Origin of the sequence: Flavobacterium ginsengisoli (genome assembly GCF_029625315.1) — a bacterium.
Lineage (GTDB): Bacteria > Bacteroidota > Bacteroidia > Flavobacteriales > Flavobacteriaceae > Flavobacterium > Flavobacterium ginsengisoli.
On record NZ_CP121110.1, the window covers coordinates 967961 to 988154 of the forward strand.

The 20194-nt window shown below is 31.8% G+C and carries 15 protein-coding genes and 4 pseudogenes; 2 read left to right on the plus strand and 17 right to left on the minus strand.

What is annotated here, in order from left to right:
- Nucleotides 1-24: 24 nt before the first annotated feature.
- From hisC to P5P87_RS04330, 6 genes and pseudogenes are all read right to left on the minus strand, one after another.
- Nucleotides 25-1074 (minus strand): histidinol-phosphate transaminase, encoded by a 1050-nt coding sequence (gene hisC, locus P5P87_RS04310; protein WP_278021688.1) that lies wholly within the window; start codon nt 1072-1074, stop codon nt 25-27.
- Nucleotides 1075-1158: 84 nt separating this feature from the next.
- Nucleotides 1159-2444 (minus strand): annotated as a pseudogene (gene hisD, locus P5P87_RS04315) (histidinol dehydrogenase).
- 128 nt (nt 2445-2572) lie between these two features.
- Complete coding sequence (hisG, locus tag P5P87_RS26065) at nt 2573-2902, minus strand: ATP phosphoribosyltransferase (RefSeq protein WP_422854092.1); 330 nt, start codon at nt 2900-2902, stop codon at nt 2573-2575.
- A pseudogene (gene hisG / locus P5P87_RS26070) lies at nt 2876-3429 on the minus strand (ATP phosphoribosyltransferase); the annotation flags it as partial. The pseudogene hisG (P5P87_RS26070) and the gene hisG (P5P87_RS26065), both read right to left, overlap by 27 nt.
- 309 nt (nt 3430-3738) lie before the next feature.
- Nucleotides 3739-5139: a sensor histidine kinase gene (locus P5P87_RS04325; RefSeq protein WP_198855694.1), complete on the minus strand. Its 1401-nt coding sequence runs from the start codon at nt 5137-5139 to the stop codon at nt 3739-3741.
- 4 nt (nt 5140-5143) lie between these two features.
- Nucleotides 5144-5806, minus strand: coding sequence for a response regulator transcription factor (locus tag P5P87_RS04330; RefSeq protein ID WP_198855695.1), 663 nt, complete (start codon nt 5804-5806; stop codon nt 5144-5146).
- Between the two features lie 767 nt (nt 5807-6573).
- Here P5P87_RS04330 and P5P87_RS04335 point away from each other — a divergent pair.
- Nucleotides 6574-8094 (plus strand): annotated as a pseudogene (locus tag P5P87_RS04335) (LTA synthase family protein).
- Nucleotides 8095-8401: 307 nt separating this feature from the next.
- Here P5P87_RS04335 and P5P87_RS04340 read toward each other — a convergent pair.
- Nucleotides 8402-9400, minus strand: coding sequence for a zinc dependent phospholipase C family protein (locus P5P87_RS04340; protein WP_278021689.1), 999 nt, complete (start codon nt 9398-9400; stop codon nt 8402-8404).
- Between the two features lie 324 nt (nt 9401-9724).
- On the opposite strand from P5P87_RS04340, the gene P5P87_RS04345 reads away from it, so the two are divergent.
- Complete coding sequence (locus tag P5P87_RS04345) at nt 9725-10525, plus strand: hypothetical protein (protein ID WP_278021690.1); 801 nt, start codon at nt 9725-9727, stop codon at nt 10523-10525.
- A 5-nt stretch (nt 10526-10530) separates the two neighbouring features.
- Here P5P87_RS04345 and P5P87_RS04350 read toward each other — a convergent pair whose 3' ends face one another.
- The 10 genes and pseudogenes from P5P87_RS04350 to P5P87_RS04395 form a co-directional block, all read right to left on the minus strand.
- Complete coding sequence (locus P5P87_RS04350) at nt 10531-11496, minus strand: YeiH family protein (protein WP_278021691.1); 966 nt, start codon at nt 11494-11496, stop codon at nt 10531-10533.
- A 75-nt stretch (nt 11497-11571) separates the two neighbouring features.
- Entirely contained in the window at nt 11572-12468 is an 897-nt protein-coding gene (locus P5P87_RS04355; protein WP_278021692.1) for a LysR family transcriptional regulator, read from the minus strand.
- A gap of 21 nt (nt 12469-12489) precedes the next feature.
- Nucleotides 12490-13053, minus strand: coding sequence for a TPM domain-containing protein (locus P5P87_RS04360; protein WP_278021693.1), 564 nt, complete (start codon nt 13051-13053; stop codon nt 12490-12492).
- Nucleotides 13054-13081: 28 nt separating this feature from the next.
- A pseudogene (locus tag P5P87_RS04365) lies at nt 13082-15110 on the minus strand (hypothetical protein).
- 110 nt (nt 15111-15220) lie between these two features.
- Nucleotides 15221-15967, minus strand: coding sequence for a 3-oxoacyl-[acyl-carrier-protein] reductase (gene fabG, locus P5P87_RS04370; protein ID WP_278021694.1), 747 nt, complete (start codon nt 15965-15967; stop codon nt 15221-15223).
- Between the two features lie 507 nt (nt 15968-16474).
- On the minus strand, nt 16475-17815 hold the full coding sequence (locus P5P87_RS04375) for a DUF4302 domain-containing protein (protein WP_340696640.1): 1341 nt from the start codon (nt 17813-17815) through the stop codon (nt 16475-16477).
- Between the two features lie 16 nt (nt 17816-17831).
- A complete protein-coding gene (locus P5P87_RS04380; RefSeq protein WP_278021696.1) occupies nt 17832-18401 on the minus strand; it encodes a substrate import-associated zinc metallohydrolase lipoprotein in 570 nt (189 codons plus the stop codon).
- Complete coding sequence (locus P5P87_RS04385; protein WP_278021697.1) at nt 18328-18690, minus strand: putative zinc-binding metallopeptidase; 363 nt, start codon at nt 18688-18690, stop codon at nt 18328-18330. Before P5P87_RS04385 ends, P5P87_RS04380 begins: the two co-directional genes overlap by 74 nt.
- Before the next feature lie 18 nt (nt 18691-18708).
- Nucleotides 18709-19455 carry a RagB/SusD family nutrient uptake outer membrane protein gene (locus P5P87_RS04390; protein WP_278021698.1) on the minus strand — a complete coding sequence of 249 codons (747 nt, stop codon included), beginning with the start codon at nt 19453-19455 and terminating at the stop codon, nt 18709-18711.
- A 73-nt stretch (nt 19456-19528) separates the two neighbouring features.
- Nucleotides 19529-20185: a RagB/SusD family nutrient uptake outer membrane protein gene (locus P5P87_RS04395; RefSeq protein WP_278021699.1), complete on the minus strand. Its 657-nt coding sequence runs from the start codon at nt 20183-20185 to the stop codon at nt 19529-19531.
- Nucleotides 20186-20194 lie beyond the last annotated feature (9 nt).

Genomic DNA, 20194 nt, shown 5'->3' on the forward strand with positions numbered 1-20194 from the left:
CCTTCTAATCTGTGGCTATATTTTTTAATTCAACAACTTCAATTCTCTAATTACAACAGCGTTTTCTTCTTTTGTTCCAATTGTAAAGCGAAGACAATTTTCGCATAAAGGTTGTGTCGTTCGGTTTCTAATTACAATTCCTTTTTCGATCAATTGATCGTATCTTTTGTTCGCATCATCCACTTTTGCTAAAATAAAATTAGCTTCCGTTGGATATACTTTTTCAACAAAACTCACTTCAAGTAAAACTTTAAGCAATTCTTCTCTTTGCTCAACAATAGAAGCTATTTCTTGTTTAATTTTATCAAAATCCTTCAAACGTTCGATTGCTCTTTGTTGCGTTAATTCGTTTACATTATAAGGCGGTTTGATCTTATTTAAAATTGAAATTACAGCTTCAGAAGCATAGCAAACCCCTAAACGAATTCCTGCTAAACCATAAGCTTTAGAAAGTGTTTGCGTAATCACTAAATTTGGATAAGCATCTATTTCTGCCAACCAGCTTTCCTTCTCCGAAAAATCAATATATGCTTCATCAATTACTACTAAACCTTTAAAGTTTTGCAATAATTTCACCACACTTTCATCTGAAAAAGAATTTCCTGTTGGGTTATTTGGTGAGCATAAAAAAATAATTTTCGTATTCTTATCAACTGCTTCTAGAATCTTTTCTACTTGTGGCTGAAAGTCTGTTGATAACAGAATTTCTCTATTTTCAACCGCATTAATATTAGCCAAAACACCATACATCCCGTATGTTGGCGGTAACGAAATGATATTGTCTTTATTTGGTTCGCAGAAAGCTCTAAAAAGCAGATCTAAAACTTCATCGCTTCCGTTTCCTAACAAAATCTGGCTTTGTTTTATTAAATTGTTTTTAGCCAAAATTGCTTTAACCGAATTCTGTTGTGGATCTGGATAACGATTTACACCATTTTGAAACGGATTTTCATTAGCATCTAGAAAAATCATTTCGGCTGTGTCAAAATCTTCAAACTCATCTCTTGCAGAAGAATATGGTTTTAAGGATTTTACGTTTTCACGTGTTATTGTATTTATATCGAAAGTATTCATTGTTTTATTTTTTAAGAAGCAAGAACCAAGATGAAAGACTTTAAAAAAAACTTGTTTCTTTGCTCTTTCTTCTTCCTTTGTCTTTTATTCTAAACTCTTTAATCTTAAGGTCACGGCGTTTTTATGCGCTTGCAATCCTTCAGCTTCAGCCATTCTTTCGATAGCGTTTCCAATATTCTGAATCCCTTTTTCTGATATTTTTTGGAATGTCATCGATTTCATAAAGCTGTCCAAATTTACACCGCTGTAATTCTTAGCGTAACCGTTCGTCGGCAAAGTATGATTGGTTCCAGATGCATAATCTCCAGCACTTTCTGGCGTATAATTCCCAATAAAAACAGAACCTGCATTTACGATTCCATTACAATAGAAATCATCATATTCAGAACAAATAATAAAGTGTTCTGGTCCATATTCATTGATTAAATCTAAAGCGATTTGATCGTTTTCAACAAAAATTAGCTTTGAATTCTCAATGGCTTTTTCTGCAATTGCTTTTCGCGGAAGCACTTGTAATTGAGTCTGAACTTCTTTTTCTACTTCGTCAATTAATTTTTTTGAAGTCGAAACCAAAATTACCTGACTATCTGTTCCGTGCTCTGCTTGAGATAGTAAATCTGAAGCTACAAAAGCAGGGACTGCGCTATCATCTGCGACAATTAACAATTCTGAAGGGCCAGCAGGCATATCGATTGCTACTCCAAACTGAGTTGCCAACTGTTTTGCTACGGTTACAAACTGATTTCCTGGTCCGAAAATTTTATATACTTTCGGAATAGATTGTGTGCCGAAAGTCATTCCTGCAATGGCTTGAATTCCGCCAACTTTCAAAATTTTAGTTACTCCACATAAATTCGCAGACGTACAAAATTGCTGGATTTATTTTTCCTTTTTTATCTGGTGGCGAACACAAAACAATCTCTTTACAACCCGCAATTTCAGCCGGAACAGCAAGCATTAAAACAGTTGAAAACAATGGTGCTGTTCCTCCTGGAATATATAAACCAATTTTCTGAATTGGTCTTTTTTTCTTGCCAGCAGTTTACCCCTTCAATCGTTTCAACAGAAACACGATCTGTTTTTTGAGCGTTATGAAAATTATAAATATTGTTTTTTGCTAATTCGATCGCTTCCTTCAATTCAATCGGAATCAGACTAATTGCTTCTTCAATTTCTGCTTGAGAAACTTCATAATTGTCTAACGAAATTCCGTCAAAAATCGAAGTGTATTTCGCAACCGCTTCATCTCCTTTTCTCTGAACCTCTTTAAAAATCTCTTTTACTGTAACTTCAATATCATCAACAGTTTGTGTTGGTCTCTTTAATATTTCTAACCAGATTTCTGGTTTTGGACTGATTATTTTATTCATTTTTTTTAAGCTTTAAGCTTTAAGCTGTAGGCTTTAGGCTTTATTAACGTTGTGTTTATTTTTTGCATTAGGAGCAAGCTTTTCAAAAGCGTAAAGCTTAAAGCTTACTGCCTAAAGCGGGCGCAGCCCTAAAGAACCATTTTCTCAATTGGGCAAACCAGAATTCCTTCTGCTCCAACTTCTTTTAGTTGATCAATTACATCCCAGAAAGTATCTTTGTCAATTACCGAGTGAACACTGCTCCAGCCTTCCTGTGCCAATGGCAAAACGGTTAAACTTCTTAAAACTGGAAGAATTTTTCCAACTGCATCAATTTTATCATTTGGAACGTTCATTAAGATATATTTTGAATTTCTAGCTCTTAAAACGGCTTGAATCCTGAATTTTAAAGTGTCAATGTGTTTTTGAATTTCTGGAGAAACTTTTGGAGAAACAGCTAGAACTGCCTCACTTTTCAAAATAACTTCAACTTCTTTTAAATTGTTTTTGAATAAAGTGCTTCCGCTTGAAACAATGTCTACAATAGCGTCAGCAAGACCAATATTTGGTGCGATTTCTACAGAACCAGAAATCTGGTGAATATCAACACTTAAACCAAATTTACTGAAATATTCGTTAACTGTATTTGGATAAGAAGTAGCAATACGAAGTCCAGCTAAATCCTGAACCGAATTGTATTCGAAAGTTTTAGGAACTGCTACTGAAACTTTACATTTTGAGAAACCAAGTTTTGAACTACTTCTATTCCTTTTCCTTTTTCTACCAAAAGATTGTCGCCAACGATTGCTAAATCTACCACTCCATCAATTAAGTATTGAGGAATATCTGAATTTCTTAGATATAAAACTTCAAGAGGAAAATTTGAAGCTTCTGCTTTTAATTGGTCGATTCCGTTATTGATTGAAATACCGCAATCTTTAAGAATTTGGATACTGTCTTCGTTTAAACGACCTGATTTTTGAATTGCAATTTTTAAAGTACTCATTTTTTTAGTTGTTGTTTGATTAATAGTTTGAGTACAAAGAATTGGTATAAAAAAACCCGTTTGATGTACTCAAACGGGTTTTAAAATATGATGATTTACACACATACCATTAACACATCGCTTGAGAGCAATAATGAAAATGATGATGATGTAATTGATTTGAAATCATTGTTTGGTTTGTTTTATAATTCTTTGATTCGGTTGCAAATATACTAGATAAAATAATTAAAAAACAATTTTTAATTTAACTTAACGATAGTTTATTGTTAAAAATCGTTTTAGACCACATTTTTTGCAATGATTTTAAAATTACTTTAACGAATTATCATATTCTTCAAAAACCAATAAAACGCTAGTTCCTTTTCCTATTTCACTTTCAATTTTAAACTTAACCTGAAGTAAATCTGTCATTCTTTTTACAATAAATAATCCAAGTCCTGTTCCTTTAATTTCTGAGTGATTGAGAGAATCTGATCTAAAAAACGGATTTAAGATAGATTCCAAATCCTTCTTAGCAATGCCGATTCCTTGATCTACAATAGTACAAATAACTTTATCATTTTGTCTAGACAATGAAATTCGAACTTCGCTATTACGTTTTGAATATTTAACAGCATTAGAAATGATATTTCGAAGAATCGTGACGGTTAAATAATTATCAGAATAAATATAAAACTCTTCTGAAGCATCTAGAACCACATTTATTTGTTGTGATTTAATCTTATCTGCATTCAACGTCAAAACATCTAAAACTACTGCATTTAGATAAATATTTTCTTTGTTAATATTTTGTTTTTGATTCTCAAAACGAGCCATCAAAAGAAGCTGATCTACAAGAGAATTTAAGTGATCTACTTCATTAATGCAATAGTTTATTTTTTCTTCGTATTCCTTACTATCTCTAGGTTTACGTATAAGCACTTCAAGTGTTCCTTTAATTACAGTAAGAGGTGTTCTTAACTCGTGTGAAGCGTCAGATGTGAACTGTTTTTCACGTTCTATGGCGTCTTCAATTCGATTCAATAAATTATTAATTGTTTTTGAAAGCGTAAACAATTCGTCTCTTGTTTTTGGCAACGGAATCCTTGCTTTTAGGTTGTCTTTCGTAATAATTTTAGAAGTCTGAATAATATTATTTATTGGCCTAATACTTCGTCCTGCAAAGAATCTTGCCAGAAAAAACAAAATCAAAAGAATAATTGGAAATGCAATCATTAATGTATCTAACAGGTTTTGCAAGACTTTTGACGAATCTGAAAGCGACATTGCAATAATCAAATATCCAATTTTTTTAGTTCCAATATGCAGTGGAACTTGAATTTGACGAATTTTATTACCTAGCAGTTTAGTATCATAAAGCTCAAAATGATCTTTATTTTTATGAAAAATAAGCTTCTCATTTTTAAGATTGGGAGACTTTTCAATTATGTTTTTATTCAAATCTAAAAATTGGACAAAAACAGGATTTACATCAACAGAATTGTGTTCTCTTTCTTCCCATTCTTCACTATCCATAAAAACAACAACACCATTTTCAATTCTTAATTCTTTTAAATGATCTTGAACTTCTATGTTTAAGTTTTCATCAATATGATTGTAAACCGTCAGTTTTACAATGAAATAAATTGCAGAAAAAACCACTAAAACAAGAAGCCCTGTTCCTACAATATAGTTTAATGCAATTCTATTTTTAAAGGAGAGTGATGTCATTTTGCTAATCATTGGCAATATACCCAATACCACGAATGGTTTTTATATAATCTTCTTCAATTTTAAGATTTAGTTTTTTTCGAATTGCATTCATAAAAACATCAATAACACCAGTGTCGTACTCAAAATTAATTTCCCACACATCTCTCAAAATTTGATTTCTAGTGCAGACTTTTCCTTTGTTTTGAATTAAATATGCCAACAATTCAAACTCTCGTTGTGTAAGCGAAATTTCTTCTTCTCCTTTCAAAACAATATGTCTGGATAAGTCCATTGTAATATTTCCTAAAGTCAAAGTTTCAATTTGCTTTTTATTTCTAAAGTGAACTTTAATTCGTTCAACCAATTCCTCAAAACTGAAAGGTTTTTTGATATAATCGTTTGCGCCCGCTTTCAATCCTTCAATCGTCTCTTGCACAGTATCTTTTGCTGTTAAAAAAATAATTGGCGTAGTTTGATCCTTAATTCTAATGGCTTTACACAGATCAAGTCCGTTGATTTTTGGCAACATCCAATCCAGAAGAATCAAATCAAATTTTTGTTCTTGAACTAGTTCAAAACCTTTTGAACCATCGGCAGCAGTAGTAATTTGATAACCTTCCTCGAGCAAGCCTTGTTTTAGAAATTGAACAATTCCTACTTCGTCTTCAACTATTAAAATATGCATTTATCGTATCTGATTAAAATTTGAATTTCTTTTTGTAATCCAAAGATAAATAATTTAGCTCTCAGAAATGACCTACACTATCAATTAATAAAGAAAACCAGAATCTTAAGTAAATATTAAGCTAATGTTAAGTAAGGTAAAAGTCGAACTTAATCTGACGTTAATGATTCGTAAGTAATTTTGTAAAAAAATAACTGATGAATTTTTTCAAAAAACTTTCGCCGTTTTACAATCTGGCACTGCTTTATTTTGTTGTAAGTTTCACACTTAGAATTGTTTTACTTTTTCACCCAATTACTCAAAGCTCTTTTTCATTTATCGAGAGCTTAAAGATTTTTTCGCTGGGTTTAGTTTCAGATTTTTTTGTTTTCTCGATAGCATTAGCCTTCTTATGGCTTTATCTTATTTTTATTTCAAATTCAAAATACAATAAACCTTACGGATATATTATACTGGCAGGTTTTTTGGCGCTTTTAATTTATATAGCGTCAGGAAAAAGCATTTTTGACGAGTATGGAGGTGCTTTGCCAAAAATCGTTTTGATTTTTGTTTCGCTCAAAACACTTTTGTTTGCGCTTTTTCTTTTCTTACCAAAGCACAGAAATAAAATTAGATACTGGCTTTTTGCATTTGTGATCTTTCTTTATGTTTTACTAATTCTTCAGAATGCAATTAGCGAATTTTTCTTCTGGAATGAATTTGGCGTAAAATACAATTTTATAGCTGTCAATTATCTAATTTACACAAATGAAGTTATTGGAAACATCATGCAGTCTTATCCTGTAATTCCAATATTCTCAACTTTGTTTGCCATTACAGGAATTATAACCTATTTTATTATCAAGAATTCTAGAAATTATATTGATGAAATTCCAAGTTTTAGCGAAAAAATAAAAATCACAGCACTTTATGCAGTGTTATTTATTACTGCTTTAGTAGCTGTTCCTGGATTAGCCAAAACAGAAAATTCTAAAAATGTTTTTGTAAACGAATTACAATCTAACGGAATCTACAAGTTTTATTTAGCCTTCCAAAATAACAAATTGGACTATTACAAATTCTACAAAACGATTCCTAATGAGAAAGCATTTGCCATTTTAAAACAAGAATTGCCTGCTATTTCTGGAAAAAATACACTTAGAGAAATAAAAGAAGATTCGTTAGAACAACGAAAAAATGTGGTTTTAATTACGGTTGAAAGCTTAAGTGCCGATTTCATGAAAATGTACGGAAACGAGCAAAATATTACTCCATTTTTAGATAGTCTTGCTCAAAAAAGTTTACTTTTTACAAATGTTTATGCTTGCAGGAAACAGAACTGTACGTGGTCTTGAAGCTGTAACCTTGTGCCTTCCTCCTACAGCTGGCGAAAGTGTTGTAAAAGAGAAGACAATAAAAATAAGTTCTCAACTGGATCTATTTTTCTTCAAAAAGGCTACAATGTAAAGTTTATGTATGGTGGAGATGCTTTTTTTGACAACATGCAGGACTTTTACTCAGGAAACGGATATCAAATTGTTGACAAATCAAGCTTCGCTAAAAATGAAGTCACTTTTTCTAACGTATGGGGAGTTTGCGATGAAGATATGTACAATAAAGCTATTAAAATCATGAATGCTGAAGCAAAGGAAAACAAACCTTTCTTTAACCATATCATGACAGTTAGCAATCACAGGCCGTTTACTTATCCAGACAATAAAATTGATATTCCTGGAAATATTAAATCTCGTGATGGTGGCGTAAAATATACTGATTATGCACTTCGTCAATTTTTTAAGCAAGCTGAGAAACAACCTTGGTATAAAAATACTGTTTTTGTAATTGTAGCCGACCATTGTGCTTCAAGTGCAGGAAAAACAGAACTTCCATTAGACAAATATAGAATTCCAGCATTAATTTACACACCAGGTGCAAAACCTGAAAAGTTCAATAAATTAATGTCACAAATCGATGTTATGCCAACATTATTTGGACTTCTAAATTTTGATTATCATAGTAAATTTTTTGGTTGTGATGTTCTTAAAACAGACTATCAACCTCGAGCTTTTATAGCTACTTATCAGGATTTAGGTTTAATAAAAGATAATGTTTTAACTATACTTTCTCCTAAACAACAGATACAACAGTTTCAGTTAAAACTTAACGAGAAAACTGGAATTTCTCCTGAATTTCAAATTTATTACGATGAAATTCCATTAAAATCAAAGAATCAAAGTTTAATCGAGCAAACTATTTCTTATTACCAAGTCTGCTTCCTATGTCTTGAAAGAAAAAGAATATCAGTTTAAAGAAATTGCAAATAAGAATAAAAAATTATACGCAAACGTTCGTGACTAATACAAAAAGAAACCCGGCATCTGCCGGGTTTTCTTTTTATAAATCTTTTTATTTGCGACTGTTTTTTAATCGCAGAGAATGCTAAGATTTTTTAGAAGCTATCTTTTCCTTGTGTGATTAGTGAAACCCAAGCTGTTTTTTTCGATATTTATATTATAAAAACAAACCCGACAGGTTTTTTAAACTTGTCGGGTTTGTTTTATTTTAAGGATTTCATAGAAACTAGAAAACTTAAACTATGAAATTTGAAATCAATATTTAATCATTTTGATTTTTCATTCCAAACAAATCACCTTTTTGAAACAATTTCAAATCATCTTGTAAAGCTTGATAATTTCTTTGTGTAACCGCTGGAGCATCTAAATCGCTCAAATCTGGTTTTCCAGCATTTATCCATGCAGTATACCAAAAACTTGCAGTTGCGACAATAGCTTTTTTCATTTGGCTTTCAACCATTCCGTTTAATTGTTCGTGAAGCTTTTTAGCATAATCCTCAGAAAAAACAGCAGTATTGTATCTCGTTTTCATTACATTTCCTTCTGCATCTAATTTAAATACTTTGTCTTGAGGAGTTGCAGTTCTCAATTTTTTATCGATATCCAATAAAGGTTGCGCCAAGCTATGAGTATCGTTAATCAAGTCCCAAATTGCTTTGTGAACGTCTGGATAATACTGTGCTTCAGGAACATTTAATTTATAATTTTTAACAAACAACTCTGGTAATCTACTTTCCCAAAGTGAGTGAATTCCTTTTTGATCTGTTAATTGTCCGTCGTGATTTGCAGAAGTATGTAATGGCATGTGCGCATCACCAACATAATGTCCTAAATCTGCGACAAGGAATAAGATTTCAGCTTTATTTTTATCTTTAAAAGCTTTTGTCAATTTTGCCATCATATCTTCCATATACCATGGTAAGATTCCGTTATCCGACAAGAATTTAGCATCGTATTTTTGTTTTGCCTCTTCTAATGTTTTCGGATAAGTGTCTGCAGGACCAAAGTTCTCCATGTCAAAATAATGTCTTGGTCCTTCTTCTTTATAGTTTAAAGCATACTTACGGATATCTGGAACCGAAGCTTCTTGGGTAATAAAATCAATGTGATTATAGAAAAATATCTGCAATTGTTTTGGTAAAGCCATTACAGCAGCTTTGTTAATACGTTCATGGCCAACAGTTCCCCATGATAACATAATAAAGCCAATAACTAATACACCGAAAGCGATTAATTTTGGTCTCATTTGGATTTTTTTCATTTGTTTTTTTATTAGAGGGAGCAAATTTAGTTTTAATTAAAGAATACGCAAAAAATACTATCAATAAGATTCTGTAATTTTAACTTTTTGAGATTTTACCTCGTAAAAACAGCATAATTTCATATTAACAATAATTTTCTTTATACATTTGCTTTACCATCAAAATTCAATTTTATGCGCCAAATTACTTTAAATTTATTTCTATTAATTTCTACCTTTTGCTTTGCACAAGAAACTGATTTGAAATTAAAAAACGTCAGTGACACCATATTAAATCAAAAAAGAGTCCTTAAGGTATCTGATCCTTTGAATGGTGAAAAAACAATGCAAAAATTGTTTCCAGGTAATTTATATCACCTTTCCGATAAAAATACTTTCATAAGCTGGAAATGTAAATCCTGCAAACCTTCGTCTTTTGTTGATGTAAATGGCGTAGAAGGAGATCAAATGTTTCCTTATAGCGAAGGTGTAGCCACAAGACTTTTGGCTAATATTGATTATAGCGATTCTAAAGGAAATCAGTTTAAAATTTTAGTTTTCAATCATTCTGTTCATGATGAAGACGGCTTGCAAACAGGACGTTTTTCTGGCGGATTATTAGGCGTGGCTAAATTCGAAAAGAACAGTAATGTTTGGGAAATGAAATCTTTTCAACCTGCAGTTGTCGCTTTTGGATCTTTTGCACAATGTCCAACTCCTAAACTAGTTGAAATTGGAGAAGATCAATTTGCTTTATCACTTGTTCATGCCAATGGTGGCGCAGGTGCTCCATATAACGGTTATTTATACCTAATCGCCGGATTTGATGGAAAATATCAGCCTCTAATGGAAATTGATTATTACTCTCTTTTCAATAGCATTAGCTCAGAATGGTCAAGCACTTATACTGTCGTTACAGATAATAATAAAAAATTCTTTAGAGATTTTAAAATCGTAACAAAAGGTTCATACAAAAAAGCAAAAGGTACAGAAGATGATTTCGAAGTTGATTTACCGGCTGAACTTGCAGAAATGGCAAAAACCAAAAAGCAATTTAATTTTGTAATTGAAAGGCATTACTCATTCAAAGGAAAATTTTACAAAATGATTGACAAACCAATTGTAAAATTCTCCAATGTAAAATAATGACATTATCCTAAATAAAGTATTGATAATAAAGCTAAAACAGCTATAAAAATCCATAAAAAAACACCTTGAAGCAAAGGCTTTACTCCTACTGCTTTTAAAGTGGCAAAGTTTAGCGTTGCACCAATTAGAAATAAAGTTATAGTTAAACCAATTTTAGCAATACCAACAAGATGTGCTGTAAAAATGGTTGTTGACGGAATATAGGTATTCACTAACATTGCAACAACAAACAAACCGATGAAATAAGGAATTTTAATTTTTGAGTTCTTGCTTTTAAATAAAAAAGCAGTCAAAATTGAAATTGGAATAATCCATAAAGCTCTGGCTAATTTTACTGTTGTTGCAACCTGAAGAGCTTCTGCACCATATTTATTTGCCGCGCCCACAACAGAACTAGTGTCGTGAATGGCAATTGCACACCAAAGCCCAAAGTCTTTTTGAGACAAATCTAATTGATGTCCGATAAAAGGAAAGACAAACAGAGCGATTGAGTTTAGTATAAAAATAACTCCTAAAGCTATTGAAGTCTGATTTTCGTTCGATTTGATTACAGGGGAAATAGCGGCAATCGCGCTTCCTCCACAAATTGCTGTTCCGCAAGAAATTAAATGAGAAGTCTTTTTCTCTGTCCTAAGCCATTTCCCTAATAGAAATCCGAAAATCAAAGTGCTGAATATTGAAAAGACAGTTAAAACAAATCCTTCTTTTCCCGCTGAAACTGCGTTATTTGCGTTCATTCCGAATCCTAAACCTACTACAGAGAATTGCAATAAAAATGTAATTGCTTTGTGATTGAATTCTACAAACGGATTTCCAAAAAGGTTCACAATTAAAACACCCAATAAAAGTGCTACTGGAGGAGAAATAATCGAAAATAAACATAAAAGAATTACAACAAGAAAAAGTACTTGTTGAAGTGATTGATTAATTTCAAATAATTGTGCTGATGTTTGTTGTTTTGTTTTCAAAATAAAAGTAATTGATATTTACTCTGCAAAGTTCTATCGTTTATCTTAAAAACGCTAATCGTAAATTGCAATTGGCTATAACTTCAAGTTATAATGAGATGCTAAATTCTGAATAAACAATTCTGATAATGAGTCTGACTTTCCTTGTAAAGTTATGATGTAAAAATATCTTTCAATTGCTAATTGCTCTACATCCAAAACGATTAATTCTTTATTTTTCAACTCTTTACTTACAGCATGAATAGACATAAAAGCAAAACATTCTGAATTTAACAAATATGATTTTATACTTTCTGTACTTCCTAATTGCATCTCGATTTGCAAATCTGCTAGTTTTAAGTTGGCTTTTTTTAATGCAAATTCTATAACTTCAAGTGTTCCAGAACCGCGTTCTCGAGTTATAAATTTCATTGATTTTAAATCAGTTATTGAAATTTCATTTTGTTGCACCAACGGATTTTTACTGCTGCAGACTAAAACCAATTCATCTTTTAAAAACGGAATGTATTTTATGGATTGATTTTTAGATTGTCCTTCAACAATTCCGATTTCGATTTCTTTATTGATTAAAGCATTTTCGATTTGTTCTGTATTTCCATTCAGTAAATTGACTTTTATGTCTTTTTGCTTTTGATGAAAACTAGCCAAAACTGGAGAAATAATATATTGCGAAATAGTTGTACTTGCTCCTAGTCTAAGCAAACCTTGACGTTCTGCATTAAACGAACTCATTTCAAAGTCTATTTCGCGATAGATATCGAAAATACTTTTAGTATATTTTAGAAGAATTTTTCCAGCTGGAGTTAAAGCGATTTTGGAACCGTTTCGCTCGAAGAGTTTGGTTTTATATGCTTCCTCTAATTCTTGGATATGTTTAGAAACTGCTGGCTGCGTAATATACAACTCTGTTGCCGCTTTAGTAAAATTAAGGCGGAGCGCAACGGTGTAGAAAACTTTTAGCCTGAAGTCCATTTTTTATATCTTAAAAATCAATTAATCTTCTTGTATTCTTCCTCTCAAATACTCCATTATTTTAATGATTCCATTTGTCAAACCTTGATAATAATTTCCCATTTTAAATTCTGGAATAAAATCATTTTCAATAATTTTCGAGGTGTCTTCATTTGAAAATATTTTTTCAATTCCATTTCCATTTTGAATTCTGATATTTTTATATCCTTTAGAAAATGCAATAAGAATTCCGTTATCTTTTCCTTTTTTACCAACTCCCCATGTTTTAGCGATATGCAATGATAAAGCTTCAAAATTGTTTTCCGCCACTTTGATTGTATCAATTGTTACAATTGCGATTTCTATTGAAGTTTCCCTTTCGTATTTAGAAATTAAACTATCTAATTTTTTTTCTTCATTATCAGATAGAATCTTTTCATAATCATTAACCCAACCTTTTTGTTTAGGCAGAGCACTCCAATAAACCTCACGATATATTTTTACAATTTCCTGTTTTAAAGAATCACTTTGTTTTTTACTAATAGTTTGGCTAAAGGAAATATTGATTAGAAAAAATAAAAAAAGTAAAATTAAATTTCTATTCATTCAAAAAATATTAATTTTTAAAATTTACTTAAAGCAACCCGTTATACTTTCTAACAAACCATTCTGCTGTCAGCAAAGCAAAGAATCAAAATCAATAACCAAACCCAGTCAATAATCGGGGTTTTGCTTGAGATATTTTTTTCGATTGATTTATATTCTTTGTTTTCTAAAAGTGTATTAATCAATTGATCGGCTTGATCTTCGAAGAACGCTTTTCCTCCTGTTTGTTGTGCTAATTGCTGTAATTTAATTACGTCAGGATTTACGAATTGCTTTTCGATATCAAAATCTAAGATTTCAAAATGACTTGCGTATGAAGTATTTGAATTTAATTCTTTTACTGTAAAATTATACTTTCCTGCTGGAAGTCCTTCTAAATTAGCAGAAAAAGAATTACTTCCTTTCAGCAAATCGTAATTTTTAGTTTGTTTGGTCGCAGCATTTACAACAGTAATTGTAAGTCTGGCTTTTTCGTCAAACTCATAATTTTTATTGAAATATTGTGCATTGATGATAATTTCTTCTCCAGAGTTATAAAAACTTTCGTGTGTAACTACCAAAGATTTTTTTGAAGCCGATGACGCTAGATATTGAACTATTTTATCAATAAAAACATCATACTTTTCAAATGATTGATTATCAACATGACTTTGCAAACGCCACTTCCAGCTGTTTTCTCCAAGAAGAAAAGCGGTTCTTTTTCCTTGATTTTCGGCAAAAGCCAACAATGGAGCATTTGTAGAAACGTTTCGAATTTTTGACGAAAGTAAAACAGATACATTTCCGTTTGTACTTATATTTCCGAATGGATTTTGTAAAGGCGGGAAATTTTCAAAACCGATATCATCGATTGCAAACAGATTAAAGTCTGGATGGAATTCGCAAAGAAAATCTTCTCGCTGATTGCTCATTTTAAAAATCAGATTGTTCTGTTGCTGATTTAAAAAATTGAAATCGGTGTTGTTTCCTGTTATAATAAAACTATTTGTTCCTTTTAATTTATTGTTATCAAATATTGCCTTGAAAGCTGTTGTTGGCTGGTATAAAACTAAAACAGAAATATCATCTAAATTATTAATTTCGTTTGGCTTAACTAATACCACTTTACGCTGTGCATTAACTTCAATTGAACGTTTTAATGCAAGCAATATCTGGGTGGTTTATAGCTGAAACAATTGCAATAGTAGACTTTTGATCGATAATTTCAACAGCAAAATTTTTGATGTTATTGTAACTGTTTTTCTCTTTTGCTGAGGATTGTATGCTGGCCTTATAAATTTGTAATCCAATTTTATCTGCTGGCAATAATAGATTTAAAGAAGCTGTTTTTTTTGATGGCGAGAAAGAAAGTTTCTCTTTTGCTACAACAGTATTTCCTTGCGAAATAGTAAATTCTGCATTGGCAGTTTTGTCCCCAGCATATTGTAAAAAAACTTCGACGGGAAATTTATTTTTATGAAAAGCGTATTTATTTACGTTGAGCTGATTGATTTTTAAATCGAAAAAAGTGGTTGTATCTCCCACAACCAAAGGATAAACTTTATTGACAGGATCGAATCTATAAACATAGTCGTTTCCTGTAGTCTGATTTCCGTCTGTAATAATTACAGTTGGAAAAATCAGGTTTTTGTTGATGCTTTTTAAATTCTTTGCAACTTCGTCTAAATTGGTTTGATTTCCTTTAAAATCAAATTTGTCTGAAGTTTTAAAATCATTGTCAAATTGATAAGTTTGAATATCAAATTTTTCTTTTAAAGCAGGATTTGAAACCAGTTTTTGGTATAATTCAACTGCTTTTTTATCTGATTTTAGTGCCACAATAGAACTCGAATTATCTACCACAACGGCTAAAGGCGTTTTGGTAATTTCGAGAGAATTTTTAGAAATAATCGGATTTATCAATAAGACCAACAACCCGAAGATGGCCAAAAAACGTAAAAAAGCCAAAAGTATTATCACATTGGATTTACTTTTGGCTTTAAAAAATATTGAAAATACGATAAACCACCAGCAATTACTAAAGAAAGCAATAATAAAAGAATCGTGTTTGTCGTCATATTTATTTAGTATTCAGTAATCAGTTTGCTGTAAGCTGACTAAAATATTGTGTTTTGTTCCTGAGTCAGCTTAAAAACTTAGTTGCTCAGAATCTTAGCAACTTAGAATCTTATGTAAGCATTCCTCCGCAAACATTAAGAACTTGTCCTGTAATGTAACCGCTCATGTCTGATGCAAGGAATAAACAAGCATTTGCTACATCTTCTGGAGTTCCTCCACGTTTCAACGGAATACCTTCTCTCCATCCTTTTACTACATCTTCTGATAATTTTGCAGTCATTTCAGTTTCGATAAAACCTGGAGCGATTGCGTTGCAACGAATGTTACGAGAACCTAACTCAAGAGCTACAGATTTTGTAAATCCGATTGCACCAGCTTTAGAAGTCGCATAGTTTGTCTGACCTGCGTTTCCAGAAACTCCAACAACAGAACTAATGTTAATGATAGATCCTGCTCTTTGTTTTAAGAAAGTTTTCTGAATCGCTTTTGTCATATTAAAAACCGATTTCAAATTCACATCAATTACTTGGTCAAAATCTGCCTCAGACATACGCATTAGCAAATTGTCTTTTGTAATTCCAGCATTATTGATTAAGATGTCAACAGTTCCAAAATCTGCTAAAACAGCATCAACAAAAGTCTGAGCTTCGTTAAAATCTGCTGCATTAGATTGGTATCCTTTAGCTTTTACTCCTAAACTATTTAATTCTGCTTCTAAAGCTTCTGCAGATGCAGCAGATGAGCTGTATGTAAAAGCAACGTTTGCTCCATGTTTAGCAAAAACTTCAGCAATTCCTTTTCCAATTCCACGGCTTGCACCAGTAATAATTGCAACTTTTCCTTCTAGTAATTTCATATTAAGGTATTCGTTTTTATTTTTTGAATTACAAATATAGATTATTTGAGCATTTAATAAAATTTGTAATCCAAAAATTGGCTTAAGAATTTTAGATGTTGCTAAAACAAAAAAAACAGCTCATAAAATGAGCTGTTTCCCCCAAAATAAAAAAACAAAACTAAAATCTTAAATATGATTTTGTTTCGATTTAAGAAACATACTAAGTTTTAATGGTAATAGCTTAAAAATTGTTTCTTAATATATCTATTCTTCTTTATTCTTTTCAATCTTATCATAGACTATACAACCAAGCGCGATTATTATTGACAGATATAGATAAGGTCTTAAATATTCATAGTAGTATTGATTTATAATAAGTAAACCTATACCCCAAAACAATATCGCAATAGTTGCGGGTGTAAATATTTTTTTAATCATAATATCTAGAAATAAAAAGTTTATTATTTTGATTCAGAAATTATGTTTGGTAAAAGCAACTCACAAAAGTGAGTTGCTTTTTATATCTTATTGAAGCTTCCAAGTTGTCATTCTAAACGGACTTGAGGCGCTTGTAAATGTATATACAGGATCTGAGTAGTATAATCTGAAGCTTTCAGCTTTCACATAAAGTCCTTCAGGATCCATGAAATATTTATCTATACTCGCCAAGAAAGCCGGTGTTGCTACTGTAGTATTTCCGTTCCATGATTTATGTTTCAGAATTACTTTTTTACCATCTGCATCTTCTTCAGCAGTTACGTGATGCTGTAAAGGATTTCTTCCCACGAAAGTGTAATAAATAAAAGTTCCGATAGAGTGATTCGCATATATCTGAATAGATGCTATACTTTGTCCAGCTGGTAACATTGCATTAACTTTTTCTAATTCAGCATATAACAATGGTGAGTTCGCAGGAGAATCTATTGTGTAATCATCTACAAAGAATCCAAACCATGAAAGTGGCTGTCCAGCAAGTAAATATTTATAATCGTCTGTAAGGACTAAAGGCTTCGTTGTATATTTTATCACAGCAGATACGCCACCTGTTCCTGTTGCTGTAAAACTTCCGTCAGCGTCATTATATGTGAAATTTGATAATTTTTGTCCGCCTACTTCAACCGCAGGACTTACTATTATTCCTGTTGGAGTATATCCAATTCCTAAATCGTAACTTACAGAATAACCGCTTTCAATAGAATTTGATGTTGCAAAACGAGTTGCAGCCGCAAATGAAAAATCAAATTTATGAGTGGTTGTTCCATCGTTAGTTTCAAGAAGTCTAAAAAGCGGTCTTTCTTCTCCTCCAATAACATTTTGCTCCATTACAAGGTTTTTAGGCAAATCTGCCCAATCTTCTGCAGTAGCTTTTACAAAACGCAATTCTTGATTGTTTCTATTGGTTCTAAAGATAATCTCGCCATTTTCTTGTCCGTAGTACAAAAATTGAAAATCTCCTAAATAACCTTTAGCTCTCAAAGCTGGAATAGGATAATTGTTTGAATCTGATAAAAGGTGAATTCTATTTTTTGTAGTAAAAGTTAAACTTACTGTACTTCCTACTTGAATAGCATATTCACTTTTATGTGGATCTGTATCCGAATCAAAATCTGATGCCATAACTACAGTACCGTCTGCAGCAAATCTAAACAAGTGTGTATATCCTCCTAAAACAGTGTTATCAGTAAAATAAACCGCTTTCCATCCTTGTGGAGACGAAAGCAAAGCCTCACTTAATTCTGTTTTTTGATTATTTAGACGAGTTGTAGGCGTTTCATTAAAAAGTTGTTCTGCATCTGTATTATCATTACAGGCGATCAATTGCAGTATTAAAACAGTCGCAAATAAGTACTTATATAGTTGTTTCATTTTCATAATGCTTGTTTTAATTAATTACAGATGTTGTATTTTTTTCTGCTTCATCTCTTAAAGCATAAAAATCCATATTGAATGCCTCTTTAAAATATTTCACCACAATGGCTTCTTTTGCTTTTAAGGCTTGAAGCGCAAATGGACTTTGAATTCCTGCTAAAAAGTCAGCATATTCGTCTTTTGAATAAATTAAAATCATAGAAGCCGTTTCTGCAAAATCTTCATTGATATTTGATCTTGCGTAACTTGTAATAAATCCTAGTTCATTTGATTCTGGAATTTCATAATTATACCAATCTGCAGTATAACCGCCTGGTGTCAATGTTTTCCAAGTTTTTTCATCAAAAGGTTTGTTCTGATTTAGAATGTGAATGTACTCATGCTGAATTGTATGAATAAACTCTGATACGTTTGCACGATTTGTTTGATCGATATAATCTGTTTCAAACAAAGTAACTCTTTGTCCTCCTTCAGCCAAACCTAAAGTTCTCGTTCCTACACTATTTAAGTTAACTCCTCCAACCAAAACAATTTCTCTTGGCGCTATTTTCTTTACGAAATCTGGACCTCCAATTGCGAGCATAACTTTTTAGCCATATTGTTTGAACTATTTCTAGTGCTGGTTTCACTTTATCAATTTCTGGCGGGAACAAATAACGGCTATTGTCTACTGTATTTTGGTTCCATTTATATTGCACATTAATATTGTATTGATCTAAGTAAATTCCATCAATCCAATTATCTAAAGCTGTTTTTTCAGGTTGTGTAAAATCTAATTGGCTTTCTCCTGGCAGGTCATCGCTTCCACATGAAAATAGAGTTATCGAAACTAGAGCTAAAACCGCAATTTTATTATATTTTAATAATTTCATAATTTTCATTTTTTAAGATTATCTAGGATTTAGTTCTAAACCAGTGTTTGAAGCGTGCAACGGAATCTGTAAAGCTCTTCTGTTGTCGTCTTTTACTAGTATATTAGCTGGTTTGTTTGATGTTTCATGTTTTACCACAATGTTAAAACGTTTAATATCAAACCATCTAAGTCCTTCGTGTATAAAATCTCTTCTTCTTGTTTCTGCAATAGCTTTAATATAAGAAGTTTGTACTGGCGTCATGCTGTAGAATGGAGTGTATTCGTCTGGAACAACAGGAAACATTGCTACTACTCTTGCTTCAGTTAATTTATCTGTTGCTGGATTATAAGTTGGAGTTCTCGTTGCTAAGAAGTATTCTAATTCGTCATTAGCCAAATCAATTTGTCCTTTCATAACGTGAGCTTCCATTCTGTTTAAGAAAAACTCGTCGTTGCTTAATAAAACTTCTGCTACATAAGGATCTCCAATACCAGCTGTTACGTTAGAATATTTAAAGTATTCATAGAACTTTGGAAGAAATAAAGTTATACTTCCATTAGAAGAATAAAAGTTATAATAATACGCTTTCCCAAAAAGATTTGTACTAGTTCCAAAAATCTCTGGACGACGTAAGCCTGATAAATTGAAACGATTTGTAGAATATAATCTTCCGACAATAGTATTTGCTGAAACAATTAATAAATTGGTTTCTACATCGCTCGCGCCATATCTCAACATTTGATCTTCTACACCAAGAGGTTCATAAGTAGAGAAATCTCTCAATCCTGCTGGCTTATTGCCTAAATCATCAGATAATGAAATTACTTTATCCCAGTTTCCTTTTACTAAATAAAATCTACTGGCAAAAGCTTTTGAAGTCTGCTACAGTAAAGTGAAATCTTGGCTCTTTGTAATCGTTTGTCACTAATTTTAAACCTTCTTCAATGTCTTTTTCAAGAAAATCAAAAACTTCAGCAACTGTATTTCTTTTGTATTGAGTAATTAATTCTGTTTCTGGTTTTGTTACATACGGAATACCTAAATCGGACTCAGCTGTTGCTGGATTGTAACGTTTTGCCCATAATGAAACCAACATAAAGTGTGAATACGCTCTCGCCATTAAAGCTTCACCTCTTTGAGGATTTAAGCTTGCTGGGCTTCCTAATTGCTCAATTGCTTCTAATGCTTTGTTTGCATGCGCAATTGCTTTATAACAAGCATCCCAGTAATACGCTTGAGTATCAATATCAGTTGCTTCTGTATTGATTTCCCAATTATAATTTTGCTCGTTTCTGATTAATGTTGTAGGTAATCCGGTGTCAAAAACATTATCAGACATCGTTTCTGCAATCTCAAAATAACTCATTTGAGGATAAGCTTCTACCAATAATTCTTTTATTTTTTCTGGTGTATCTATTTCTGTTCTATTATCTGGTTTCTCCGATAAGAAATCATCACAGCTAGTAATACAAATAAGTATTAATAGGGATAATGCTATTTTTAAGTTTTTCATGATCTTGAC